Below are 24,343 nucleotides of genomic sequence, written 5' to 3'. Positions count from 1 at the left end.
GCGGTGTCCATCCCAGTGACGGGCACCGCCCCGGCGCCGCCGTCCACCGACACGACCGCTCCCGAACCGGGAAGGCCCATGCTCCCTCTCCACCCGCACGACCCGCCCTCCGTCGGCCCCCACCGCCTGTACGCCCGCCTCGGCGAGGACGCCTACGCGCGCGTCTACCTGGGCGCGGCCGGGGTGGAGGACCCGGTGGCGGTGAAGGTCCTCCGGCCGGAGTACGCCACCAGCCCCGCCTTCCGTTCGGCCTTCGCCCACCGGGTGGAGTCCGCCCGCGGGCTGGACAGCGCCCACGTGTGCCCGGTGCGCGACGCCGACCTGCGCGGCGCGGTGCCCTGGGCCGCCCTCTCCCGGCCGCTCGGCCCCAGCCTGGCCGACCTGGTCCGCCGGGACGGCCCCCTGCCCGCGGACGCCCTGCACCCGCTCGCCCTGGCCCTCGCCCAGGGTCTGGTCGACCTGCACTCCGCGGGCCGCGCCCACGGTTCGCTGTGGCCGGACGGTGTACTGCTGTCCGACAGGACCGCGCTGCTGGCCGACCCCGGTCTGGAGCGGGCCGTCAACGACACCGGACAGCACGCCCCGCACCCCGCGTTCACTGCGCCGGAGGGCGGGGCCGCCCCGGCCGCGGACGTGTTCTCCTGGGCCTCCACCCTGTGCTTCGCCGCGAGCGGTGTGGAGGGCCCCGACGGCCTCGCCCGAGTCCCCCTGCAGCTGCGCGGTCTGGTCGACACCTGCCTCAAACTCGATCCGCGGCTGCGCCCCAGCGCACACGACCTGGTGCGGATGCTGGGCGGGCCCGCCGAGCCCCCGGGATGGCCGCCTCCGATCCGGGCCGCCGTCGAAGCGGTCGCCGACGCCCAGCGTTCGATGCTGAGCGCCGCCGCGCCCTCCCCCCGCGAGCCGCACGGGGAGGGCGCCGCTTCCGGGCGGAGCCGGGGCCGCCTCCTGGCGGTGGGGGCCGGTGCGCTGGCCCTGGTGGTACTCGCGACCGCCGGGGCGGTGCTCAACCGCGTTCTGGGCGAGGAGGCCGCGGCCCCGGGGCCGCGGGCCGAGGGGGGCGGCGGGAGCGACGGCGGAAGCGGCGGGCTGATCACCGACGCGGGCTGCCTGGACGAGTCGGGGTACCCGGCACCGGAGCAGCCGGTCCCGGACGACGCCGACTTCTGGAAGCCCGTGTTCTCCCCCGACGGGGACGTGCTCGCCGCCACCTCGACCGCGGGACTCACCATCTGGGACTGGCGCGGGGGCGAGGAGGTCGCCCGGCCGACGGAGGACGTCTCCTACGGGCACCGCCCGGTGTTCTCCCCGGTCGGCTGCACGGTGGCCGTCACCGAGTCCGTCGAGTACGAGGGCCGCGAGCACCCGGTGGCCCTCGGGTACACCCACGACCTGCCCGGCGGTACCACCACCGAGCACATGGGCCCCCAGGAGGGCCCGGACGAGGACGGCCGCTGGCTGCTGAAACCGAGGAATGTCGAAGGCCTGGCCTTCTCCCCCGACGGCGGTCGGCTGGCGGTGACCATGAACACCACCGACCAGGGCGCGAGCACCGTGGTGGTCGACACCGCCACCGGGGAGGCGGGGGAGCCGATGGCCCCGGGCCTGCAGTACGGCACCGTGTTCGTGGACGAGGACCACCTCGCCACCGGGAACTACGGCGGGATCCACGTCTGGAACGCGGACACCGGCGAGGAGGTCCACGTCGTCAGGGGAACCTCGGGCAACACACTGGCCGCGGCCCCGGGCCGGACCGAGGTCGCCCACCTCGACGGGGACCGGATCGTCATCACCGACTACACCACCGGTACCGAGGTCGCCTCCTTCACCCGGGAGGAGTTCGAGACCGACGACGACCCCCTGCTCATCGAGCTCCTGGTGGACTCCGCGCACGAGAGGGTGTACGCGACCTGGCAGGTGGGCACCGGGCCCGGGTCGTGGCGTTACCAGAACTACGTCTGGGACCTGGGATCCGGTGAGAACCTCGCCGAGGGCAACGAGGAGATCGGCGCCTACAGCGTCCTGACGCCGCACCCGGACGGCGAGGTCCTCGCCGCCAGCACCGTCGAAGACAGCGAACTGGTCCTGGTCGACCCCGACACCTTCGAGACGGTCGAGCGGCTGGGCTGACGGCGGAGCGGGGCGCCCGCCGGACGGACGGGGCCCGGGGCCGGAATCTCCGCGAAACCGGGCAGACTGGTGTCCGGTCCCCACCTCGAGGAGCTGAACACACGTGCCTCCCCTGTCGTCCGCCGACCCGGAACACGTCGGCCCCCACCAGGTGCTGTCCCGGCTCGGTGAAGGAGGCATGGGCGAGGTGCTCCTCGTCCGCACCCCCGACGACGGCCTGGCCGCGCTCAAGGTAATCCGGGAGGAGCTCGCGCACGACCCCGGGTTCCGGGCCCGTTTCGCCCGCGAGGTGCGTACCGCCCAGCGCGTGCGCGGACCCTTCACACCGGCTGTGCTCAGCGCCGACACCGAGGGCGCCGTGCCGTGGATGGCGACCGAGTACGTGCCCGGCCCCACCCTCAAGGAAGCCGTCCGGGAACACGGGCCCTTCCCCGAACCCTCGCTACGGGTCCTCGCCCTGGGACTGGCCAACGCCCTTCAGGGCATCCACTCGGCCGGTCTCATGCACCGCGACCTCAAACCCTCCAACGTCCTGCTGTCCCCGCGCGGACCCCAGGTGATCGACTTCGGTATCGCCCGCGCCGTCGAGGGCACCGTGCTCACCAAAACCGGGCAGGCCTTCGGCACCCCCGCCTACGCCTCACCCGAACAGATCGTGGGCCGGGGCGTCGGACCGGCCAGCGACGTGTTCTCCCTCGCCGGGACGGTGGTCTTCGCCGCCACCGGCCGGGCCCCCTTCGGCACCGGGAAGTCCGCCGCGCTCCTGGCCCGGGTCGTGAAAGGGGAGCCCGACCTGGGCGGGGTCCCCGAGGCCCTGCGACCGCTGCTGGCCCGCTGCCTGGCCAAGGACCCCGCCGAGCGGCCCACCGCCGACCAGATCGTCCGCACCCTCTCCGACCAACCCCTGCCACCCGCAGAACACGGCTGGCTCCCCACCACGGTCAACCAGTCCATCGAGACACACCGGTCGGCGTCCCGCGAGGCGGCCGACGGCGCACCGGCCAGGGGCGGTTCCGGGGGCCCCGGCGATCCCGCCCCGGTCACCCCTCCTCCGGGCACACGGGGCCGCACCGCACTCATCGTCGGCGCCGCCGCTCTCGCCACCGTGCTGATGGCCGGGACACTCGGCCTCCTGACGACCGTCCCCCTGCCCGGTCAGGGCACCGACGAGGCCGTTAACTCCACCGGGGCCGCCGGTGACGGGCGGGACGAGGCGGCGGAGGGGACCGCGGGCGACGCCCCGGCGGAGCCGTCCGACGTCTTCGGCGACACCCTCACGGGGGCCTCGTTCGCCCCTGACGGGGAGAGCCTGTACGTCACCGGCACCGACCACCTGGTCGAGGTGGACTGGCGGACCGGCGAGGAACTCCACCGCTTCGACGCACGGCCCAACAGCCTGGCCGTGGCCGCGGACGGCACCATCGCGGGCGGCTTCCTCGACGCCCTGGTGGTCTGGAATCCCGACCACGAGATCACCCACTACCTGGAGGACCCGGAACTCCAGGACTGGAGCCGCCCCGACCTGAGCGACGACGGCACCCGGGTGGCGGTCTCGGTCAACGACGCCGGGAACGAGCCCCTGGTACAGGTGTGGGACCTGGAGGCGGAGGAGGTGGAGTTCGAACTCGGTACCGAGAGCCACACGCGCAACCCCGACCTGAACGCCGACGCCACCCTCCTGGCCGTCAGCGACTCCGCGGGCACCGGGAGGTCGACCGTGTGGGACCTGGCCACAGAGGAGGCCGTGGTGGAGTTCCCCAACGACGGCTTCCCCGCCGTGCCGCACGAGGAGGCCGGGACGCACCACCTGAAGTACCTGGCCTTCCACCCCACCGATCCCTCACTGCTCGCCGTCAAGACCAGCAACCGGGACATCGCCCTGTACGACCTGGAAAGCGGGGAGACCACCCCCTTCGAGGCCCCCGACACCGGCGGCAACGACCTGTACGAGATCCACTTCTCCGCGGACGGGTCCCGGTTGGCCGCCAGCGGGGCGGAGGGCGCCGCATCCCGGGGCGGCCGGGTGTGGGACACCGCCACCGGGGACCTGCTGACCGGGGAGGGGGTCCGGCTCTACTCGAAGGCGGCCTTCCATCCGGAGGGCACGGTGGTCGCGACCATCCCGCCCGGTCCCGGCGACGACCGCCTCCTCGTCCTGGACGGCGGGACCTTCGAGGTCCTGCACGAGTTCCCCGGGTGACCCGCCCGGGACGGGACACCCCGCCGGACCGGCCGAACGGTCCACCGGAACGGGGCCCGGGGACCGCCTGCCGACCCCGGCACAGCACGAATCCCCCGGACCTTCACACCACAGCGGCACCCCACCACATACCTCCCGCCCCCATCCGCCTCATGACCGTTAGGAGCCCGGCCCCGTGCTTGCCCTCGCGTCCACCGACCCCGCCGGTATCGGCCCCCATCGGCTCCTCGCCCGTCTCGGCGCGGGCGGCATGGGCGAGGTGTACCTGGTCCGCACCCCGCAGGGCCGCCTGGCCGCACTCAAGGTGGTCAGGGAGGAGCTGGCCCGGGACCAGGAGTTCCGGGCCCGCTTCGCCCGCGAGGTGCGTACCGCCCAGATGGTCACGGGGCCATTCACCCCGGACGTGGTGGACGCCGACACCCACGCACCGGCACCCTGGATGGCGACCGAGTACGTGCCCGGCCCCACCCTCAAGGAAGCCGTCCGGGAACACGGCCCCTTCCCCGAACCCTCGCTACGGGTCCTCGCCCTGGGACTGGCCAACGCCCTCCAGGGCATCCACACCGCCGGTCTCATGCACCGCGACCTCAAACCCTCCAACGTCCTGCTGTCCCCCCGCGGACCCCAGGTGATCGACTTCGGTATCGCCCGCGCCGTCGAGGGCACCGTGCTCACCAAAACCGGGCAGGCCTTCGGCACCCCCGCCTACGCCTCACCCGAACAGGTCATGGGCCACGAGACCAGCCCGGCCAGCGACGTGTTCTCCCTCGCCGGGACGGTGGTCTTCGCCGCCACCGGCCGGGCCCCCTTCGGCACCGGGAAGTCCGCCGCGCTCCTGGCCCGGGTCGTGAAAGGGGAGCCCGACCTGGGCGGGGTCCCCGAGGCCCTGCGACCGCTGCTGGCCCGCTGCCTGGCCAAGGACCCCGCCGAGCGGCCCACCGCCGACCAGATCGTCCACACCCTCTCCACCCAACCCCTGCCACCCGCAGAACACGGCTGGCTCCCCACCACCATCAACCAGTCCATCAACGCCCACCAGCACCAGGCACACCAGGTCGTCCACGCCGCCCCCGACAGCCCGTTCCAGACCACCGCCGCACCCCGGTCCCCGAAGAAGCGGCGCACCGGCCTCATCGCCGCCGGAGCCGGAACGGCCGCACTCGTCCTCGCGGCGGGCATCGGCCTGGCCGTACTCAAGCCCTGGTCCGACGCGAACCCCGACAGCGCCGCCGGGCAGGAGGGCGAAGCGACCGGGGAGGGCGCCGACGCCAGCGAAGCCCCCGGCGGCCGGGACGGCCCGGTCGAGGAGTGGGACGGGGAGACGGGGTTCGACTCCTTCGTCAGCGGCCTGGCCTTCACCCCGGACGGTTCCGGGGTGTACGTCCACACCACGGACGCGATGACCCTCTGGGACTGGGAGAGTGGCGATTTCCGGCATCGGTTCGACCCCAAACCCTCCACCTTCGACCTCGCCGACGACGGAACCATGGCCGGTACCTACGCCGACACCACGACCGTGTTCGGCCCCGACCAGGAGGTCCTCGCCCTCTTCGACCTGGCCGAGGAGGACCCCGGGGACATCGAGGAGTTCAGCGCCGTCTCGATCAGCCCGGACGGCTCCCTGGTCGCCATGGCCGTCTTCCACCCGGGCGACCCGCGACTGTACGTGTGGGACTGGGAGGAGGACACCGTCGTGTTCTCCACCGACCACACGGGCCCGGTCGTCGGTACCGACTTCACCCCCGACGGCGAGTACCTGATGGTCAGACAGCAGTACAACGAGCCCTTGGTGACGATGTACGACGTGGAGAATCTCGGCGACGAATCCCCGTCGCCGGAGGGGCCCGGCTGGCCCGCGGCGCACTGGAACCGGTACGCCTTCTCCCCCGCCGGACCCGTCGTGGCCGTGGAACTGCCCGACGAGAGCATCGCCCTGTACGACTACGAGGCGGACGAGGTCGTCCAGGAGATCGAGACCGAACGCGACTACCTGTGGATGGAGTTCTCAGCGGACGGCCGGACCCTCTACTCCGCCGGGCTGGACCTCACCGCCGTGGGCCCGTCCGGTGGCCGCGCCTGGGACGTGGCCACCGGGGAGGAGCTGGTCTCCGGGGACACCCTCCTGGTCGACATCCTCGCCGTCCACCCCGAGGACGAGGTGATCGCCACCTTCGCCGACGACACCCTGCTCCTCCTCGACCCGGAAACCCTCGACGTGGTCAACGAGATCAACTGAGACGGCCGTGCACTCCATGACCAACGGAACCCCCGCCCGCATCGGCCCCTACCGGATCATCGCCCCGCTGGGCTCCGGCGGCATGGGCCACGTCCACCTGGGGCTGGACCCCGGCGACCAGCCGGTGGCGGTCAAGGTGGTGCGCCCCGAGTTCGCCTACGAACCCGAGTTCCGCGAGCGCTTCGCCCACGAGGTCCGCCGGGCCCGGCAGGCGACCGGCGGCGACCTCCCCCGGGTCCTGGACGCCGACACCACCGGCTCCGCACCGTGGCTCGCCACCGAGTTCGTTCCGGGGCCCTCCCTCCAGGAGGTGGTCCGCCGGGGCGGCGCCCTGCCCGAGCCCACCGTCCGGTACCTGGGCTGCGCGATCGCCCGGACCCTCACCCGCCTGCACGCCTCCGGGGTGGTGCACCGCGACCTCAAGCCCGGCAACGTCCTGGTCGCCGCGACCGGCCCCCGGGTGATCGACCTCGGGATCTCCCGGGCCATGGACGAGACACCGGGCGCGGACACGTCCGACTTCGCAGGCACGCCGGGCTTCACGGCTCCGGAGACCGCCCAGGGCGAGGGGTCCGGCCCGGCCGCCGACGTGTTCGCCCTCGGCGCCGTCCTGGTGTTCGCCCTCACCGGGCGGAGGCCGTTCGGCGACGGCCACCCCTCCGCCGTGGCCTACCGGATCGACCACCAGGAACCGGACCTGGACGGGGTGCCCCCGTCCCTGCTCGGCCTGCTCTCGGCCTGCCTGGACAGGGACCCGGCCCGCAGACCCACCGCTGAACAGGCACTCCAGGCCCTCGGCGGTCCGGTGGCGCCCGCAGTGTCCGCGGGGGCGTGGCTGCCGCAGACCGCCGTCGCCGTCCTGGACGGCTTCACCCGTGACCACCTCGCCGTTCTCCGGGCCTTCCCGGAGACCCAGCCGGCCCCCGTGGGAAACAACCGTGGCCGCGCCCTCGCCCTGGTCGGCGCCGCAGCGACCGCGCTGGTCCTGATCGCCGGGGTCGGGGTGTGGGCCGTGACGGGGCCGTTCGGCTCCGGTGAGGAGAACGCCGGGGCGGACCAGGAGAGCGGTTCACAGGAACCGGGAGAGGGCACCGGACCGGAGGCCCCCCTCCGCGAGCGGTGCGACCCCACCGTCCACCTGGCACCCGAGTACGTCGGTGCCGCGGCCCCCGAACCAGCGGTCCCCTCCGACGCCGGGTCGGTCCGCTTCTCCAACGACGGCTCGGTCCTCGCGGTACACCTCCAGAACAACGTCGTCCACCTGTGGGACTGGCGGGAGGGAACCGAACTCGCCGCGATCGAACTGTCCGGCGAGACCCCCTTCCGGGAGATCGAGTTCAGCCCCGGCGACTGCCTCCTCGCCCACGGCTCGGAGGACGGCGCCCACGTGTACTCCCTGGAGACCGGGGAGCACACCGTCCACCTGGAGGGGCGTGACGTCCGCTCCGTGGCCTTCTCCCCCGACGGGACAGCCCTGGCCATGGCCGACAGGACCTTCGAGGACAGCAACGGCGGGGTCTACACGGTGGACCTGGCCACCGGTGAGGACGTCACCCGCTACGAGACCGGCAGCCCCCGCGGCCACAGCGTCGCCTACTCCCCCTCCGGCGACCGGCTGGCCGCCCAGGACGGCCGGGGCGATCTGCGGGTGTGGGACACCGCCAGCGGGGAGGAGCTGCACCTGGCCCGGAACCTGCCGTTCCCCGGTTTCCGCGCGCTGGACTTCTACACCGAGGACCTCGTCGTCGCGATGCACCCCCTGGGCCCGCTCGTCGTCGACGTCAACCAGGGCGAGGGCGGCACCTACTACGAGGCCGAAGACCCACCCGAGGGCGACACCGCCAAGGTCGCGCTGAACCGCGAACACGGTCTGCTGTACGCCTTCTACATGAGCGAGGAGGACGAGAACGGTGGCGCCACCCTGAGCTACCGGGTACTGGACGTCCGCACAGCCGAGGACGTCACCCCCGAGACGGAGGACGGCGGCCTCGCCTTCGCCCTCCTGGACGTGCACCCGGACGGCGACGTCATCGCCACACTCCCTCCCGACGTGGACGAGGTCCAGATCCGGGACGCGCTCTCCCTGGAACCCATCGACGTCTTCGAGTGAGCCGGACGGACTGACGAGACCCATGCTTGCCCTGCACCCGTACGACCCGCCCTCCGCGGGCCCATACCGGCTCCTGGCCCGGCTGGGCGAGGACCACCACACCCGCTCCTACCTCGGGGCGGCACCGGGTGAACCGCCGGTCCGGGTACGCATCCTGCGTTCCGACCAGGCCACGGATCCGGCCTCGCGGTCCGCCTTCACCCACCGGGTGCGGAGCGCCTCCGGGCTGGGCGGCCCGAACGTGGCCGCCGTACTCGACGCCGACCTGGACTCCCCCGTCCCGTGGGTCGCCACCGAACGCCCGCCGGGGCCGGACCTGGACGGGCTGGTCCGGAGCCGCGGCCCGCTCCCGACCGCTGCCCTGCACTCCTTCGCCCTGGCCACCGCCCGGGGGCTGGCCGCGCTGCACACCGCACAGCGCTCCCACGGGACCCTGACCCCCGAAAACGTTCTGCTGACCGGCGACCGTGCGCTGCTGGCCGACCCCGGCCTGATCCCCTCCCCGGAAACCCGCAACGGCGCCGGCGGCGTGTTCGATCCGCCCGAGGGCGGCGGCTCCCCGGCGGGTGACGTGTTCGCCTGGGCGGCGGTCCTGTGCTTCGCGGCCAGCGGGGTCGAGGGGCCCGAGGGCCTCGACCGGGTGCCCCTGCAACTCCGAGGCGCGGTCGACGCCTGTCTGCGGGAGAACGTCGACATCAGACCCAGCGCGGTCGACCTGGTCAGCATGCTCGGCGGGACGGCCTCCGCCGCCCCCTGGCCCCCGGAACTGGCCTCGGTGATCGATTCCTCGGCCGTCGCCATGCGGCGGGTCCTGCCCGTAGGACCCGCCGCTCCCGAGGCCGGCGGCCGGGGCCGGTTCATCGGGCTGGCCGCCGGGGCACTGGCACTGACCCTTGTCGCGGCCACCGGCGCCGTCTGGGGGTACGACCGCCTGTTCGCGCTGCCCGAGGAGAGCACCGCGGACGGGGGTTCGGACCCGACGGACGCCGACCCGGACGACGTGGCCTGCCTGGACGGGATCGGCTTCTCCGAACCCGGCGGGTGGGAGGGCGAACTCAACGCCGGGGAGGCGGTGTTCTCCCCCGACGGCGACGTGCTGGCCCTGGCCGGAGACGACCACGGGCTCAGTCTGTGGGACTGGCGCGAGGGCGAACTGCTCGCCGTCCCCGCGAAGGGGGCGGACCTGGTCCGCGACGCGGTGTTCTCCCCGGTCGGCTGCCGGGTCTCGGCCGTCCGGGCCGAGGACGTCGAAGAGGCCGAGCGGGAGGAGAGGCCCCCCTACCGGCTGGCGACCACCTACGACGTCCCCACCGGACGCACCCAGGACCACCTGGGCGCCCAGCCGGCGCCTCGCCCGGACGGAAGCCGGGAACGCACGTCCGTGTCGGCCAGTGCCTTCAGCCCTGACGGCCGGTGGCTGGCTCTGGGCACTTCCACCAGGTACGAGGTCGACCGGGACGACTCGATCGGGGTGGTGGACGTGGAGACCGGCGAGTTGGTGCGGACCTTCAACGACGGGGAGAGCACCCGTTCGCTGGCCTTCCTCGACGACACCAGGCTCGCCGGTTCCGGGAGCGACACCATCACTGTCTGGGACGTGGAGACCGGCGATCCTCTCCAGACCGTCCGCAACCTCGCCTCGCCCACGATGGCGACCGTCCCCGGACGGAACCAGGTGCTCTACGTCAGGAACGGCGAAGTGGTCTGGCACGACCTGGAGGACGACTCCGAGCTGGGCACCTTCCCCCTGGACGACTACGCCGACGTCCCCTTCGGCGCCTACGTCAGGTCGCTGACCCCCGATGCCGAACGCGGACTGGTGCACATCGCCTGGTACCACTCCACCGAGGAGGAGGACCCGGCCGACCGCAGCACCGTCCGCCGTGCCCACCTGTGGGACGTGGAGACCGGCGAGGACCTTCTGACCGGGAACGAGGACCCCATGCTCCTGGGCGCCGCCTTCCACCCCGAGGTGATCGCCGGGGTCGGTGCCGACGGGAACGTCAACATCATCGACCCGGACACCCTGGAAACCCTTGACGTCATCGGGTGAGGCGAACACTCCAGACGCCACACGATCCCCGTCACCGGGTGTCGTCCGCTATAGCGTGACATCACGTATCCGCCGCCGGAGAGGAACCGCAGCATGCCCAGGAACAAGGTCCGAAACGGCGCGATGGCCGCGCTGAACTCGCTGCTCGACAACACCCGCTCCGCCGCCAGCTCCACCACCGCTTTCGGATCCCCGGTGACCTCCGGGGGCACCACGGTGGTCCCGGTGGCCCGGGTCAGTTCCCTGAGCATCATGGGCGGCGGCACCGGGAACGTCCCGTTCTTCGGCGGTGACGGCGCGGGAGGTACGGGCTGCACCCGTGTCCGCCCGTCGGGCTTCCTGGTCCTCACCCCCGAGGGGGCGGCCTTCCGCCCCATCCGCCAGCCCGCCGCGACCCTGGCCATCCCGCTGGCCGTCATCACCGCGGTGGCCGCCACCCGTATCGTCAGCGTCTCCGTAAAGGAAGCCCGCCGCCGCAAGCGGATCGCCGCAGCACAGGAGAAACAGCAGGAGTCAGGGCGTTAGGGGCAGCCCTCAGGGGAGCGAACCCGTCAGGAGAAAGCGGCCTCGACCTCATCGAGCAGGAAGGAGACATAGCTCGGCCTCTCGGTCGTCCACTGGGCGGGGTTCTCCACGAGTTCGCCCTCGATCCTGAGGCTTTCCTCCACATCGGACTCCGAGAACGGGATCTCCTCGTCCGCGACCAGCGCGTGGACCGAGCGCACGATCATCAGGTCATTCGTCAGGTTCGGATCGTCACTGAGAACGCCCCGCTCAGGAACCCGATGTCAGCAAGAACCCTCCTGCGGAAGTTGGCGATCCTTGTCGAGGACCTGGTGTATCGAGGTGGTGATCTTCCCGATGGAACCCGCTTCCCGAAAGCCCTCGCTGTCCTACTGCTTCCCTTGTCGATCCGGTTGATGACGGTAAAGTTCGCTCTGTCTTCTCCTCCGTCGAGACCCCACCTCTGAGAAGCGATGCGCCGGAAACCTGGACCAGAGCACCCCCTCATGCCTGTGTGGGAGCCGTCCCCGGGATCCGCCCCCGGTTCCGGCTCCTGAACCGCTCCGCCCCCGGTGACAGCCCGTGGTGTGACCGGGGACGTACCGCTTTCCGGAGCGCTCGGATAGCCTCGGCTGGTTTCGGCCGCACTGTTGTTCGGAGGGCGCGCGTTGTCCGGGGTCATCGTCGGGTTCGGAGTCATCGCCAGCGTCGTCGTCATCGGCTACATGCTCGGACGGATCCCGCTGCTCGGCCCGGGGGCCGGGGAGGTCCTGAGCAGACTGGCGTTCTACGTGGCCAGTCCCGCCCTGCTGTTCACGATCCTCGCGCGCACCGATCTGTCCATCCTGGTGTCCGACCGGGTCCTGGTGAGTGTCCTGAGCGTGGTGGCCGTCGCTCTGGTCTTCCTCACCGCCGGGATCCTCCGGCGGTGGGGCGTGGGGCGCACGACCGTGGGCGTGCTGGGGTCCTCGTACGTCAACGCGGGCAACCTCGGCATCCCCATCTCGGTGTACGTCCTCGGTGACGCCACCCTGGTCGCTCCGGTCCTGCTCTTCCAGCTGCTCGTGCTCGCTCCGGTCTCGCTGACCGTGCTGGACCTGAACAACGGCGGGGTGCGCGGCTTCGGGCCGGTGCTGCGCCGTTCGCTGGGCACCCCCGTGCGCAACCCCGTGGTGATCGCGTCCGTCGCCGGGGTCGCGGTCTCCGCCTCCGGCTGGGCGCCGCCCGCACCGCTCATGGAACCGTTCGAACTGGTCGGCGGTATGGCGGTTCCGGCGATGCTGCTGGCCTTCGGGATCTCCCTGCACGGCAGTTCCGTTCCGGGGCGCGGCGGCCCCGACCAGGTTCCGGTGCTGCTCGCCGTGGCCCTGAAGTCCGCGGGCCAGCCGTTGGCGGCCTGGGCCCTGGGCTCGCTGGTGTTCGGGCTGGCGGGCGCGGACCTGTTCTCGGTGGTGGTCTTGGCCGCCCTGCCCACCGCGCAGAACGTGTTCAACTACGCCACCCAGTACCGGACCGGCGAGGCCCTGGTCCGCGAGGTGGTCCTGCTGACGACCCTCCTCACCGTCCCGGCGCTGTTCGCCATCACCTTCCTGCTGGGTTGAGGCCGCGGGCCGGGTGGGGCCCGCGCAGGAGGGGTCCGCCGCACGGGGCGCGGCAGGGCCCGGGCAGGCACCGGGAAAGGCTGGCGTAAAAGGTTGGTCATGGCCGAGTAGCGGGCACACTCATCCCCAGGGCCCGCCCCCACCCCCTTGGGGGACGGGCCCGTCCACGTGAGGGGCGCCGCCCGGAGATCTGGCGGAGAGCCCTCGGGGACCTGCGGCCGGGACCGCTCACGGGCAGGGTCCGGTGCGGGTACCCGTGCGGAAGGGGCCGGTGCGACCGCATCCGGGTCGCACCGGCCCCGTGTTCCTGCCGGGCCCGTGAGGGCGCCCGGCCCGGCCACGTTGCAGGGCCGGGCCGGGGTTTTCGGAGGCTAGCCCCAGGCCAGAGCGGTCAGCTCCGGGTCCTCCAGAGCGGTGCCGATGTCGCGCAGCACCTTCGATCCCAGTTCACCGTCGACCAGCCGGTGGTCGAAGGACAGCGACAGGGTCGTCACCTTCCGGATCTTCAGTTCGCCCTTGTGGACCCACGGCATGTCGCGGATCTGCCCGAAGGCGAGGATGGCGGCCTCACCCGGGTTGATGATCGGCGTACCCGCGTCCACGCCGAACACGCCGACGTTGGTGACGGTGATGGTTCCGCCGGACATGTCGGCCGGGCTGGTCTTGCCCGACCGCGCCGTCTCGGTCAGGGCCTTCAGGGACGCCGCCAGCTCCGGAAGGGTCTGGGAGTCGGCGTCCTTGATGTTGGGCACCACCAGGCCGCGTTCGGTGGCGGCCGCGATCCCCAGGTTCACGTAGTTCTTGACCACGATCTCCTGGTTCTCCTCGTCCCAGGAGGCGTTGACCTCCGGGTGGCGGCGGACCGCCATGAGCAGGGCCTTGGCCACCAGCAGGAGCGGCGACACCTTGACGTCGGCGAAGTCGGGGCGCTCGCGCAGGCGGGCCACGGCCTTCATCGTCCTGGTGACGTCCACCTGCAGGAACTCGGTGACGTGCGGAGCGGTGAACGCGCTGTTCACCATGGCCGCGGCGGTGTGCTTGCGCACGCCCTTGACCGGTACGCGCACCTCACGGGCGGTACGGTCCGGCGCGGGCGCGGCCTCCGGTTCCGCGGCGGCCGGGCTCGGCGCCTGCTCGGCCCCGGCCGCGGCGTGCACGTCCTCGCGGGTCACGATCCCGCCCTTGCCGGTGGGTGTGACCGTCGCCAGGTCCACCCCGAGGTCCTTGGCGAGCTTGCGCACCGGCGGCTTGGCCAGCGGACGGCCCGAGGCGGGTTCGGGGCCCGCGGGGGCCGCCATGACGCCGGGGGTGTTCGCAGGCGCGGGTTCGGTGAGCTTGGGCGGTGGTGCGGACACCGGGCCCGAGGGGGTCGGCCGGCGGCGGGCGCGGCGCTGGGTGGAGGTCGCCTTCTCGCCGTAGCCCACGAGGGGCTTCTCCCGCTCCTCGGTCTCCTCGGCACCGCCTGCGGCGGGCCCGCCGGTGGAGTCCCCGCCGCCGGAGCCGCCGGTGCCGTCGTCCACGGTGATGATGGCCGAACCGACCTCCACCGTCTCGCCCTCGGCGGCCAGCAGCTCCCTGACCGTGCCCGCGAACGGGCAGGGCAGTTCGACCACGGCCTTGGCGGTCTCGATCTCACAGATCATCTGACCGTCCGCGACGGTGTCGCCCGGTTTGACGTACCAGGTGAGGAGCTCGGCCTCGACCAGCCCCTCACCGACGTCGGGCAGCTTGAACGTCTGCACGCCGTCGACCGCGGGCGTGCTCTTGTGAATCGCCATGTCTTGCGGTTCCCCGATCTAGTACGCGAACGCCCGGTCGACCCCGTCCAGGACGCGGTCCAGGTCCGGCAGGTAGTGCTCCTCCAGCCTGGACTGCGGGTACGGGGTGTCGAACGCGGCCACGCGGATGACCGGCGACTCCAGGTGGTAGAAGCACTCCTCGGTGACCCGGGCCGCGATCTCCGCGCCGGGGCCGCCGGTGAGGGTGGCCTCGTGCGCCACGACGAGGCGGCCGGTGCGCCTCACCGACTCGGTGATGGTGGGGTAGTCGACCGGCGAGAGCGAGCGCACGTCGATGACCTCGATGGAGTGGTCGGTGTCGGCCTCGGCCGCCTGGAGGGCGGTCTTGACCATCGGACCGTAGGCCAGCAGCGTGCAGTCGGTTCCGGGCCGCGCGATCCGGGCCGCGCCCATCGGGGTGACCTCGGCGAGGGAGGCCCCGGTGTCGACCTCGGCCTTCTCGTAGTAGCGCCGCTTGGGCTCCAGGAAGATGACCGGGTCGTCGGAGCGGACGGCCTGCTGGATCATCCAGTAGGCGTCCTCCGGGTTGGCCACGGTGACCACGCGCAGCCCGGCGGTGTGCTGGAAGTAGGCCTCGGGGGACTCGCTGTGGTGCTCCACCGCGCCGATGCCGCCGCCGTAGGGGATGCGCATGACGACCGGCATGGCGAGCTTGCCCGCCGAACGGCGGCGCATCTTGGCGAGCTGGGTGAAGGTCTGGTTGGCGGCGGGGAAGAAGAACCCGTCGAACTGGATCTCCACCACGGGCCGGTAGCCGCGCATGGCCATGCCGATGGCGGTGCCGACGATGCCGGACTCCGCGAGGGGGGTGTCGATGACCCGGTCCGCGCCGAAGTCCTTGTACAGGCCGTCGGTGACCCGGAAGACGCCGCCGAGCTTGCCGACGTCCTCGCCCATCATCAGGACCTTGGGGTCGTGTTCCATGGCGGCGCGCAGGCCCGCGTTGATGGCCTTGCCGATAGTGAGGTTGGTTCCCATGGCCTAGCGGCCCCCTTCCGCGCCGGCGCTCTCGAAGGAGGCCAGGTAGTCGGCGAACTCGGACCGCTGCTGGTCGATGTGGACGTTGGGGTCGGCGTAGACCTCGTGGAAGATCTCCAGCGGCTCGGGGTCGGGCATGGACCGGCACTGGGTGCGGACCTGCTCGCCGACCCTGTCGGCCTCCTCGTCGATCCGCGTGAAGAAGGCCTCGTCGGCGAGGCCGTTCTGCTCCAGGTAGCGGCGGACGCGCAGGATCGGGTCCTTGGCCTTCCACTCGTCGAGCTCGCCCGCGTCACGGTAGCGCGTGGGGTCGTCGTTGGTGGTGTGGGCGCCCATCCGGTAGGTGAACGCCTCCACCAGCGTGGGGCCGTTGCCGGTCCGCGCGTTGTCGAGGGCGGCGCGGGTGACCGCGAGGCAGGCGAGGACGTCGTTGCCGTCCACGCGCACGCCGGGGAAGCCGAACCCGGCGGCGCGCCGGTAGATCGGTACGCGGGTCTGGCGGTCCAGCGACTCGGAGATCGCCCACTGGTTGTTCTGGCAGAAGAAGACCACGGGGGCGTTGTTCACCGAGGCGAAGTTGAACGCCTCGTTGGTGTCGCCCTGGCTGGTGGCCCCGTCGCCGAAGTAGGAGATGACGGCGGTGCCGTCCTCGCCGACGGCGCCGTCGCGCTGGATGCCCATGGCGTAGCCGGTGGCGTGCAGCGCCTGGCTGCCGATGACGATCGTGTAGAGGTGGAAGCCGTGTTCGTGCGGGTCCCAGCCCCCGTTGGTGACCCCGCGGAACATGCCGAGCAGTTCCTTGGGTTCGATGCCGCGGCACCAGGCGACGCCGTGCTCGCGGTAGGAGGGGAAGGCCATGTCGTCTTCGCGGAGCGCGCGGGCGGAGCCGATCTGCGCCGCTTCCTGGCCCAGGAGCGAGGCCCACAGGCCCAGCTCGCCCTGGCGCTGCAGCGAGACGGCCTCACTGTCGACCCGGCGGACCAGGACCAGGTCCCGGTAGAGAGCGCGGATCTCCTCCGCGTTGATGTCCAGGGGGTAGTCGGGGTGCTGTGTGAGCTCCCCTTCGGGTGTCAGGAGCTGGATGAGCTCCGGTTCCTCGTGCGCGGCGGTTTCCGACACGTCGCTCCTCGGGTTCTCGGGGCCGACTTCGCGTGGGTGAACGCTGATCGACCGTTTAACGGTCCACGCGCACCCAGGGTGTCGGGCGGGCGCGGACAGCCCTCCCCACATCGTGACAGAACTCACCATGGAGAGCGCAAGCCCCCGACGACACCTTTTACGCTGCGCGACCCATACTCCCGGACGCGTGACCAGGCTAGATACCAGGGCTTCCTAGCATGTACAAGGCCTTCCAACTACTTTGTGGCAACGTGTCCGCAACGGGTGGATAGAGCCCTGTCCGGGACACCCCCGGTCCGGCCGCGGCAGGCGTGCAGGAGGGCCGATACTGCGGGACACAGCCCGGGGCTGGCGGGCCTCCGCGTCCATGACGGAACCCGTTTGCCGAACGGCACGGTCCGGCTGGCGGGAAGGTCAGCCTCCGGATGACATCTGTCATCGGTCGACCCGTGCGGAACGCAGGGGAAAGCGGTGATTCGAAGGACTGCCGGGCCCGCCCGCACCGAAGTTAGGTTCTGGGCATGAACCACGAAGAGCAGCGACCTCCGGCATCCGCGCAGACCCCACCGACGGCTCCTCCCGGTCCTCCCCCGCCGCCCGGGGCGGGTGTTGCGCGGCGCGGGCGCCGCGGCCCGCGTCCGGTGCCTCCCGGCCGGGAGTACCACGAGGTCCTCAGCACGGACAAGCGCCGGATCTGGCGGGGCATCGCCGCTCTGGCGCTGCTCATGGGCGGGATGCTCGTCTTCTCCTTCGGGTTCACGATCCTCGGCTTCCTGATCGACGCCGCGCTCGGCAGGGGCGACATGTTCGAGGGCGAGTTCGAGATCACCCCGGTCAACCAGGCGGCGGGCCTGCTCGGGATCGCCCTGCTCCTGCCGTGGAGCATGCTTATCCAGCGATGGCTGTACGGCGTGAGGGGCGCCTCCCTGCACTCGGTCCTGTCGCTCTTCCGCATGGAGGTGTTCGGCCGGGCGCTCCTGGTCATCCTGCCGGTCTGGACGGTCTACATGAGCGCCTTCACCTTCCTCATGCCCTACGAGCAGACGGACTGGCCGTACACCGACCTCGTGCTGATGTTCGCCGTCCTCATACTGCTGACGCCGCTGCAGTCGGCCGGTGAGGAGTACGGCTTCCGCGGGCTGGCCTTCCGGGTCGCCGCGAGCTGGGGGCGGGGACCGCGGACGGCCCTCGTCCTGGGCGTCGTGGTGTCGAGCCTGCTGTTCATGGTGGCGCACGCGGCGTTCGACCCCTGGCTGAACGTCTACTACTTCGTCTTCGGCGCCACCCTGGCGCTCGTCTCGTGGCGGACCGGCGGCCTGGAGCTGGCGGTGGTCGTCCACGCGGTGAACAACACGGTCGCCTTCCTGCTCGTGGTCGTCACGCACACCGACCTCGCCGAGGGGATGGACCGTTCGATGGGGGCCGGTTCACCGGTCATGCTGGCGCCCTGCGCGCTGCTCATCGTGATCGCGGCCGTGGTGTGGTTCCGGACCCGGCGTACGGGGCCGCCCCGGACTCCGATGCCGGAGCCGGGCCCAGGTGCGGAACCGGTTGCGCGAACGGGTCCGGGAACGGTCTGAACCGATTCCGTTTTCGGGCACGGCAAAGGCACCGACATCCACCAGGAGTCACTGTCGGTGCGTTTTCCGTGAGAAATCCATGAGTCGCCCGAAGCGGAGCCACCGCGTATGTCCACACCGACCCCGTCAGGGCCGCCGGAGGCCGGTGACGCTTTTCCCACCGCTTCTTCGGGCGGATTTCGCCCCGCTCGCTCCGGGCGGTGTGAAACCGTTCGCCGGAGCCTTCTCGGACGCCTTCCGAACCCCTGGTCCGGAGGCTCTCGTCCGTTCGCCCACCGCCGACCGTGTCCGGTTATGCGGACGCGGCCCGGGCCTGCTGCTCGGGAACGCGCATACCGCGCTCGCGCCCGTAGTCGGCGAGCATCTCGCGGAGCTGGCGGCGCGCCCTGTGCAGTCGGGACATGACCGTCCCCAGAGGCGTCCCCATCCGGGAGGCGACCTCCTTGTAGGCGTAGCCCTCGATGTCCACGAGGTAGATGACCTCCTGGAACTCCTCGGGCAGTCGGGCCAGGGCCTGCTTGATGTCGGAGTCGGGCAGGTGGTCCAGGACCTCGGTCTCGGCGGAGCGCATCCCGGACGAGGTGTGCGCCTCCGCGGCGGCCAGCTGCCAGTCCTTGATCTCGTCAGTGGTCTCCTGACGCGGTTCCCGCTGCTTCTTCCGGTAACTGTTGATAAAAGTGTTGGTCAGGATCCGGTAAAGCCAGGCCCGTAGGTTGGTGCCGGCCCTGAACTGGTGGAAATTGGCGAAGGCCTTCGCGAACGTCTCCTGAACGAGGTCTTCGGCGTCGGCCGGGTTGCGGGTCATCCGCAGGGCCGTCGGATAGAGCTGGTCTGCGAACGGTGTCACCGCGGTGGCGAAGTCCAGTGTCTGTTCCTCGTCGCGGGTGGCACCGGTCGTGGAGGTCTGATCCTTTTCGAGAGTCGTCAAGATTCCCCCTCGGGACGACCGAACGATCACTTCCACACTGTTAGACGCAGCATCACGCTCCCAATGATGACATCAATTGCCGTGATCCGGGTCACGACCGCATCGATTCCATCTCCAGTCCCGGTAAGGATGCAGTAAAACCCCTGCGTGTCCCCTGGCCGGGACACGGACGCGTCCCCGGGTGTCATACGCTGGCGTCGCCCGCCAGGCGCGTCCCGACGAGGTGCCCTTCGACCGGCGGAGCAGTGGCATACCCGTTTTTCCTGTGGAGGACCCGTGGCCCGCGTCGTGGTTGACGTCATGCTCAAACCCGAGATCCTGGACCCCCAGGGCCAGGCCATCGCCGGCGCCTGCTCCCGCCTCGGCTTCGAAGGGGTCGAACAGGTCCGCCAGGGCAAGCGCTTCGAGGTCGAGGTCGAGGGCGAGGTGGACGAGGCCAAGCTCGCCGACGTCCGCCGCCTGGCCGAGACCCTGCTCGCCAACACCGTCATCGAGGACTTCGAGGTCCGCCCGGCCTAGGACCGGACCGCCCCTGGCTCCGGCGGTACCCGGACCGCCCCGCTCCGACACACCAAATGTCGGAAGTGTCCAAGATGTTCAGCCGCGTCCCCCCGGGGGCGCGGCTGTTCGTTTTACCCGGAGCAGCCTCGGGAAGGCTTCCTAACGTGCCGAGCTGGTAACCGACAGGAGCACGAGAGGTACACGGATGGGCACCGTTTTCTCGATCTCCCTCCCCAGACAGGCGTACACGGTCTCCGTCGCACGCGACGTACTCGGCGTCCTCCTCGGCAGGTCGGGGATCTTCCGGGGCTGTGTCGACGACATCCTGCTGGCCGTCTCCGAGGCCTGCGCCAACGCGGTCGAACACGGGGGACCCGCCACCGACTACTCGGTCGAGGCCCAGCTCGCCACCGGCTGGTGCGAACTGCGGATATCCCACACCGGCAGAGCTCCGGACACCGCGGCACTCGTCCGCCGCTTCACCTCGGAGCACGCGCCCCTGCCCGGTCTGGATTCGGAATCGGGCAGGGGCATCCTGCTCATGCGGTACCTCATGGACGAGGTCGACTTCAGAGGCGAACCCCACACCACCGTCATCCTGCGCAAACGCGTCACCTCCTGCGGTCCCGCCAGCGAGGACGACCTCGACCGCGAGCACCCGTCGGCACGGTTCGCACTCCTGTAGCCCTCCGGTCCCCACCAGCCCTTCGGCTTCCGCTCGCCCAGTGACGCACGCCACGCGACCTGTCGGGTCGCACACCCGAACCCCCTTCCACAGGGCCCCGTCTGGGAGGATCACACAGGCCGGACCCCTCCCGAGGGGGTGACCGTCGTATCCGAGCACAGGTGAGCGGGTACGCTGCGGAAGTAGCGGATGCGCCGTCCCCGTGACGGGGTCAGGCACCGACTTCTCCCCGTCGAACAACAAACTCGGAGTGTGCTCATGACAGCCCGTGTGGGCGTCGTCACCTTCCCAGGCTCCCTTGACGACAAGGACGCCGCTCGCGCGGTCTCCCTGGCGGGCGCCGAACCCGTCGCGCTCTGGCACGCGGACGCGGACCTCAAGGGGGTCGACGCCGTGGTCCTGCCCGGCGGCTTCTCCTACGGGGACTACCTCCGCTGCGGCGCCATCGCCCGGTTCGCCCCGCTGATGTCCGAGCTGGTCCCGGCCGCGCGTTCGGGCGACCTGCCGGTCCTGGGCATCTGCAACGGCTTCCAGATCCTGTGCGAGAGCCACCTGCTTCCCGGTGCCCTCACCCGCAACTCCTCGCTGCGGTTCGTCAACCGCGACCAGGTCCTGCGGATGGAGAACACCCGGACCGCGTGGACCAACGACTACACCGGGGGCCAGGAGGTCCTGGTCGTCCTCAAGAGCGGCGAGGGCAGCTACGTCGCCGACGAGGAGACCCTGGACCGCCTGGAGGCCGAGGGCAGGGTCATCGCCCGCTACGTCGGCGGCAACCCCAACGGATCGCGCCGCGACATCGCCGGGATCACCAACGAGCACGGCAACGTCGTCGGTCTGATGCCGCACCCGGAGCACGCGGTCGAAGCCCTGACCGGCCCCTCCACGGAGGGTCTGGGCTTCTTCACCTCGGTCCTCAGCCATCTGAAGGTCGGCGCCCCGGCGCACGCCTGACACCCCGGCCCGACTCACCCGACAGGGGGACGATCCTCGCGATGATGGCGCTGCTGCGCTCCCGGAGAACGCTGTACGTACTCGTGGGGCTGGTCGTGGTCGGCCTTGTGGTCTCCGGGGCCATCGGCCTCTTCCAGTCCTTCAACGCTCCCCCTGTCGCCGGTCCCGGCGGCCAGGGCCAGCAGGAACAGCCCGGACAGGGGCAGCAGGGCGAACAGCCCGACCCCCCGCCGGACGTCGGCGCGCTGGGCAGCCCCCCTCCGGGTCTGTCCTACGTCGACCAGGACGAGGCGCACTGCGCCCAGGGGCACTGCTTCCGGCTGATCCTGGTCGCCGGTGAGGACGGCGAGGAGCTCGACACCGAGACCGAAGAGGTCATCCGGTCGGTGTACGAGCACCTGTTGGCCGACGGCTGGGAGCAGGAGCTCCCACCGGACGCGGAATCCGCGGACGACATCGCGCTCACGGACTCCGTCCTCACCGACGGCACGACCCTGGTGGCCGACTCCTCGGCCCCGGCCGCCGACGCCCTGCCGGTGCTGATGCTCGGCAACGCGGGCATGCCCGCCTACTGACCCGGTGCCGGGCGACGGACACAGCCAGGGCTCGGCCTCCACCTCCGCGCAACTCCGCGACACCCGAACGGAACCACCGCATGTCTGAAGTACCCGGTCTCGACACCGTCGCCCAGGCGACCGACAGCCCGGACACACCGCAGCCGTACGCCGAACTGGGTATGGCCAGGGACGAGTACGAGCGGGTCCGCGAGATCCTGGGCCGCCGTCCGACCGCGGCCGAGCTGGCCATCTACTCGGTCATGTGGAGCGAGCACTGCTCCTACAAGTCCTCAAAGGTGCACCTGCGCCAGTTCGGCGAGAAGGCCCCCGAGAACGACGCCCTGCTCGTGGGCATGGGTGAGAACGCGGGCGTCGTGGACGTCGGCGACGGGCGCGCGGTCACCTTCAAGATCGAGTCGCACAACAGCCCCTCCTTCGTCGAGCCGCACCAGGGTGCGGCCACCGGTGTGGGCGGCATCGTCCGCGACATCCTCACCATGGGCGCCCGCCCCGTGGCCGTGATGGACGCGCTGCGCTTCGGCCCCGCCGACGCCGACGACACCAAGCGCGTGCTGCCCGGCGTGACCTCCGGCATCTCCTTCTACGGCAACTGCCTCGGCCTGCCCAACATCGGCGGCGAGATCGGTTTCGACCAGAGCTACCTCGGCAACCCGCTGGTCAACGCCCTGTGCGTGGGTGTGCTCAAGCACGAGGACATCAAGCTCGCCCAGGCGCCCGGCCCGGGGAACAAGGTGGTCCTGTTCGGTTCCACCACCGGACCCGACGGCATCGGCGGCGCCTCCGTCCTGGCCAGCGCCTCCTTCGACGAGGAATCGGAGTCCAAGCGGCCCAGCGTCCAGGTCGGCGACCCGTTCATGGAGAAGCTGCTCATCGAGTGCAGTCTGGAGCTGTACGCCGAGGACATGGTGGTCGGCATCCAGGACCTCGGGGCGGCCGGTGTCTCCTGCGCGACCACCGAACTGGCCGCGGGCGGCACCGGCGGCATGAACATCCAGCTGGACCGGGTCCCGCTGCGCGACCACCGGCTCACCCCCGAGGAGATCCTCATGAGTGAGTCGCAGGAGCGCATGATGGCGATCGTCGAGCCCGCCAAGATGGACGCCTTCCTCTCGGTCTGCGACAAGTGGGGCATCCTCGCCGCCGAGATCGGCGAGGTCACCGAGGTGACCCCCGAGGAGGCCGAGCGCGGCGGCCGCCTGGTGATGACCTGGCACGGCGAGACCGTGGTGGACATGCCGCCGCGGACCGCCTCCGACGAGGGGCCGGTCTACGAGCGCCCCTACGCCCGACCGGCCTCCCAGGACACCCTCCAGGCCGACGACGCCGCGAGGCTGGCCCGGCCCGAGGGCGACGCCGAGCTGCGTGAACAGCTCCTGAAGGTGCTGGGCGCCCCCGGCGTGGGCGACCCGAGCTGGGTCACCCGGCAGTACGACAGCTACGTGCGCGGTGACACCGTCGTGTCCGCCCCGCACGACTCCGGGATGATCCGGATCTCCGACGACTCCGACCGCGGCGTGGCCCTGGCCACCGACGGCAACGGCCGCTTCACCCGGCTGGACCCGTACACGGGCACCCAGCTGGCCTACGCCGAGGCCTTCCGGAACGTCTCCGCGACCGGTGCCCGTCCGCTGGCGGTCACCAACTGCCTCAACTTCGGCTCGCCGGAGGACCCCGGGGTGATGTGGCAGTTCGCGGAGACCACCCGCGGCCTGGCCGACGCCTGCCAGCAGCTCGGCACTCCGGTGACCGGCGGCAACGTCAGCTTCTACAACCAGACCGGCGACGTGGCGATCAACCCGACCCCGGTCATCGGTGTGCTCGGCGTGATCGACGACGTGAACAAGCGCCTGCGCTCCGGCTTCGACACCGAGGGCGCCCGGGTGTTCCTGCTGGGCGAGACCCGCGCCGAGTTCGGCGGCTCCGCCTGGGCCGACGTGGTCCACGGCCACCTGGGCGGACTCCCGCCGCAGGTGGATCTGGCCGCCGAGGCCGCGCTCGGCGAGGTGCTGGCCGCCTCCGCCGAACAGGGTCTGGCCGTCGCCGCCCACGACCTGTCCGACGGCGGACTGGCCGTCGCCCTGGCCGAGTCCGCGCTGCGCGGCCGCAGGGGGCTGCGGGTGGAGGTGGACGGCGACGCGTTCACGGCGCTGTTCAGCGAGTCCGGTGCCCGCGCGCTGGTCGCGGTCGGCCCCGGCGAGGAGGAGGCGTTCACGGCGCTGGCCGCCCAGCACGGTGTGCCCGTCGCCCGGATCGGCTCCGTCGGCGGCGAGAGCCTGTCGGTGACCCACCCGGGCGGTTCGGTGGAGATCGGTCTGGACGAGCTGCGCACCGCCTACGAGGCGGCCCTGCCCGCCCTGATGGACGGCGTGTAGGCCTGACACCAGTGT

The 24,343-nt window shown here is 71.5% G+C and carries 18 protein-coding genes; 13 read left to right on the top strand and 5 right to left on the bottom strand.

Annotated features, from left to right (window positions below):
- Positions 1 to 78 precede the first annotated feature (78 nt).
- The 6 genes from AC0VYD_RS01275 to AC0VYD_RS01250 all read left to right on the top strand — a co-directional run bounded on the left by AC0VYD_RS01275 (position 79) and on the right by AC0VYD_RS01250 (position 11,254).
- Entirely contained in the window at positions 79 to 2,130 is a 2,052-nt protein-coding gene (locus tag AC0VYD_RS01275) for a protein kinase (RefSeq protein WP_475478184.1), read from the top strand.
- A 103-nt stretch (positions 2,131 to 2,233) separates the two neighbouring features.
- Positions 2,234 to 4,330: a protein kinase domain-containing protein gene (locus AC0VYD_RS01270; RefSeq protein ID WP_475478183.1), complete on the top strand. Its 2,097-nt coding sequence runs from the start codon at positions 2,234 to 2,236 to the stop codon at positions 4,328 to 4,330.
- A 175-nt stretch (positions 4,331 to 4,505) separates the two neighbouring features.
- Positions 4,506 to 6,566 carry a WD40 repeat domain-containing serine/threonine protein kinase gene (locus AC0VYD_RS01265; protein WP_475478182.1) on the top strand — a complete coding sequence of 687 codons (2,061 nt, stop codon included), beginning with the start codon at positions 4,506 to 4,508 and terminating at the stop codon, positions 6,564 to 6,566.
- A 16-nt stretch (positions 6,567 to 6,582) separates the two neighbouring features.
- Complete coding sequence (locus AC0VYD_RS01260; RefSeq protein ID WP_475478181.1) at positions 6,583 to 8,676, top strand: protein kinase domain-containing protein; 2,094 nt, start codon at positions 6,583 to 6,585, stop codon at positions 8,674 to 8,676.
- Positions 8,677 to 8,698: 22 nt separating this feature from the next.
- A complete protein-coding gene (locus tag AC0VYD_RS01255; protein ID WP_475478180.1) occupies positions 8,699 to 10,729 on the top strand; it encodes a protein kinase in 2,031 nt (676 codons plus the stop codon).
- Between the two features lie 93 nt (positions 10,730 to 10,822).
- A complete protein-coding gene (locus AC0VYD_RS01250; protein ID WP_475478179.1) occupies positions 10,823 to 11,254 on the top strand; it encodes a GerW family sporulation protein in 432 nt (143 codons plus the stop codon).
- A 26-nt stretch (positions 11,255 to 11,280) separates the two neighbouring features.
- On the opposite strand, the gene AC0VYD_RS01245 is transcribed toward AC0VYD_RS01250, so the two are convergent.
- The gene (locus AC0VYD_RS01245; protein ID WP_475478178.1) at positions 11,281 to 11,460 is read right to left on the bottom strand and encodes a hypothetical protein; all 180 of its coding nucleotides are present in this window, start codon (positions 11,458 to 11,460) and stop codon (positions 11,281 to 11,283) included.
- 441 nt (positions 11,461 to 11,901) lie between these two features.
- On the opposite strand from AC0VYD_RS01245, the gene AC0VYD_RS01240 reads away from it, so the two are divergent.
- Positions 11,902 to 12,834 (top strand): AEC family transporter, encoded by a 933-nt coding sequence (locus AC0VYD_RS01240; protein ID WP_475478177.1) that lies wholly within the window; start codon positions 11,902 to 11,904, stop codon positions 12,832 to 12,834.
- 371 nt (positions 12,835 to 13,205) lie between these two features.
- Here AC0VYD_RS01240 and AC0VYD_RS01235 read toward each other — a convergent pair whose 3' ends face one another.
- Genes AC0VYD_RS01235 through pdhA form a run of 3 tightly spaced genes read right to left on the bottom strand, consistent with a single transcriptional unit; the run spans position 13,206 to position 16,730 of the window.
- Positions 13,206 to 14,612: a dihydrolipoamide acetyltransferase family protein gene (locus AC0VYD_RS01235; protein ID WP_475478176.1), complete on the bottom strand. Its 1,407-nt coding sequence runs from the start codon at positions 14,610 to 14,612 to the stop codon at positions 13,206 to 13,208.
- Positions 14,613 to 14,630: 18 nt separating this feature from the next.
- A complete protein-coding gene (locus AC0VYD_RS01230; protein WP_475478175.1) occupies positions 14,631 to 15,611 on the bottom strand; it encodes an alpha-ketoacid dehydrogenase subunit beta in 981 nt (326 codons plus the stop codon).
- Positions 15,612 to 15,614: 3 nt separating this feature from the next.
- On the bottom strand, positions 15,615 to 16,730 hold the full coding sequence (gene pdhA, locus AC0VYD_RS01225; RefSeq protein WP_475478174.1) for a pyruvate dehydrogenase (acetyl-transferring) E1 component subunit alpha: 1,116 nt from the start codon (positions 16,728 to 16,730) through the stop codon (positions 15,615 to 15,617).
- A gap of 521 nt (positions 16,731 to 17,251) precedes the next feature.
- On the opposite strand from pdhA, the gene AC0VYD_RS01220 reads away from it, so the two are divergent.
- Positions 17,252 to 18,310, top strand: coding sequence for a lysostaphin resistance A-like protein (locus AC0VYD_RS01220; protein WP_475478173.1), 1,059 nt, complete (start codon positions 17,252 to 17,254; stop codon positions 18,308 to 18,310).
- A gap of 292 nt (positions 18,311 to 18,602) precedes the next feature.
- Here the strand turns inward: AC0VYD_RS01220 and AC0VYD_RS01215 are convergent, their stop codons facing one another.
- Positions 18,603 to 19,238, bottom strand: a complete 636-nt coding sequence (locus AC0VYD_RS01215) for a sigma-70 family RNA polymerase sigma factor (RefSeq protein WP_475478172.1) — start codon at positions 19,236 to 19,238, stop codon at positions 18,603 to 18,605.
- Between the two features lie 276 nt (positions 19,239 to 19,514).
- Here AC0VYD_RS01215 and purS point away from each other — a divergent pair, with 276 nt between their 5' ends.
- The 5 genes from purS (at position 19,515) to purL (ending at position 24,328) form a co-directional block, all read left to right on the top strand.
- Entirely contained in the window at positions 19,515 to 19,757 is a 243-nt protein-coding gene (purS, locus tag AC0VYD_RS01210) for a phosphoribosylformylglycinamidine synthase subunit PurS (protein ID WP_014910038.1), read from the top strand.
- Positions 19,758 to 19,944: 187 nt separating this feature from the next.
- Positions 19,945 to 20,424, top strand: a complete 480-nt coding sequence (locus tag AC0VYD_RS01205; protein ID WP_475478171.1) for an ATP-binding protein — start codon at positions 19,945 to 19,947, stop codon at positions 20,422 to 20,424.
- 258 nt (positions 20,425 to 20,682) lie between these two features.
- Entirely contained in the window at positions 20,683 to 21,378 is a 696-nt protein-coding gene (gene purQ / locus AC0VYD_RS01200; protein WP_475478170.1) for a phosphoribosylformylglycinamidine synthase subunit PurQ, read from the top strand.
- A 41-nt stretch (positions 21,379 to 21,419) separates the two neighbouring features.
- Positions 21,420 to 21,953, top strand: a complete 534-nt coding sequence (locus tag AC0VYD_RS01195) for a hypothetical protein (protein WP_475478169.1) — start codon at positions 21,420 to 21,422, stop codon at positions 21,951 to 21,953.
- An 80-nt stretch (positions 21,954 to 22,033) separates the two neighbouring features.
- Positions 22,034 to 24,328, top strand: a complete 2,295-nt coding sequence (gene purL / locus AC0VYD_RS01190; protein ID WP_475478168.1) for a phosphoribosylformylglycinamidine synthase subunit PurL — start codon at positions 22,034 to 22,036, stop codon at positions 24,326 to 24,328.
- Positions 24,329 to 24,343: the final 15 nt, after the last annotated feature.

This window comes from Nocardiopsis sp. iso_40 (assembly GCF_056173285.1).
The sequence above is the reverse complement of the archived record's forward strand: the minus strand, read 5'-3'. Positions and strand labels throughout refer to the sequence as shown.

Excerpts from the sequence above, each read along its gene's own strand:
- AC0VYD_RS01235 (WP_475478176.1), bottom strand. The coding sequence starts at position 14,612 with ATGGCGATTCACAAGAGCACGCCCGCGGTCGACGGCGTGCAGACGTTC.
- purQ (WP_475478170.1), top strand. The coding sequence starts at position 20,683 with ATGACAGCCCGTGTGGGCGTCGTCACCTTCCCAGGCTCCCTTGACGAC.
- AC0VYD_RS01230 (WP_475478175.1), bottom strand. The coding sequence starts at position 15,611 with ATGGGAACCAACCTCACTATCGGCAAGGCCATCAACGCGGGCCTGCGC.
- AC0VYD_RS01205 (WP_475478171.1), top strand. The coding sequence starts at position 19,945 with ATGGGCACCGTTTTCTCGATCTCCCTCCCCAGACAGGCGTACACGGTC.
- AC0VYD_RS01275 (WP_475478184.1), top strand. The coding sequence starts at position 79 with ATGCTCCCTCTCCACCCGCACGACCCGCCCTCCGTCGGCCCCCACCGC.
- AC0VYD_RS01250 (WP_475478179.1), top strand. The coding sequence starts at position 10,823 with ATGCCCAGGAACAAGGTCCGAAACGGCGCGATGGCCGCGCTGAACTCG.
- purL (WP_475478168.1), top strand. The coding sequence starts at position 22,034 with ATGTCTGAAGTACCCGGTCTCGACACCGTCGCCCAGGCGACCGACAGC.
- AC0VYD_RS01220 (WP_475478173.1), top strand. The coding sequence starts at position 17,252 with ATGAACCACGAAGAGCAGCGACCTCCGGCATCCGCGCAGACCCCACCG.
- AC0VYD_RS01245 (WP_475478178.1), bottom strand. The coding sequence starts at position 11,460 with ATGATCGTGCGCTCGGTCCACGCGCTGGTCGCGGACGAGGAGATCCCG.
- AC0VYD_RS01195 (WP_475478169.1), top strand. The coding sequence starts at position 21,420 with ATGATGGCGCTGCTGCGCTCCCGGAGAACGCTGTACGTACTCGTGGGG.
- AC0VYD_RS01260 (WP_475478181.1), top strand. The coding sequence starts at position 6,583 with ATGACCAACGGAACCCCCGCCCGCATCGGCCCCTACCGGATCATCGCC.
- AC0VYD_RS01255 (WP_475478180.1), top strand. The coding sequence starts at position 8,699 with ATGCTTGCCCTGCACCCGTACGACCCGCCCTCCGCGGGCCCATACCGG.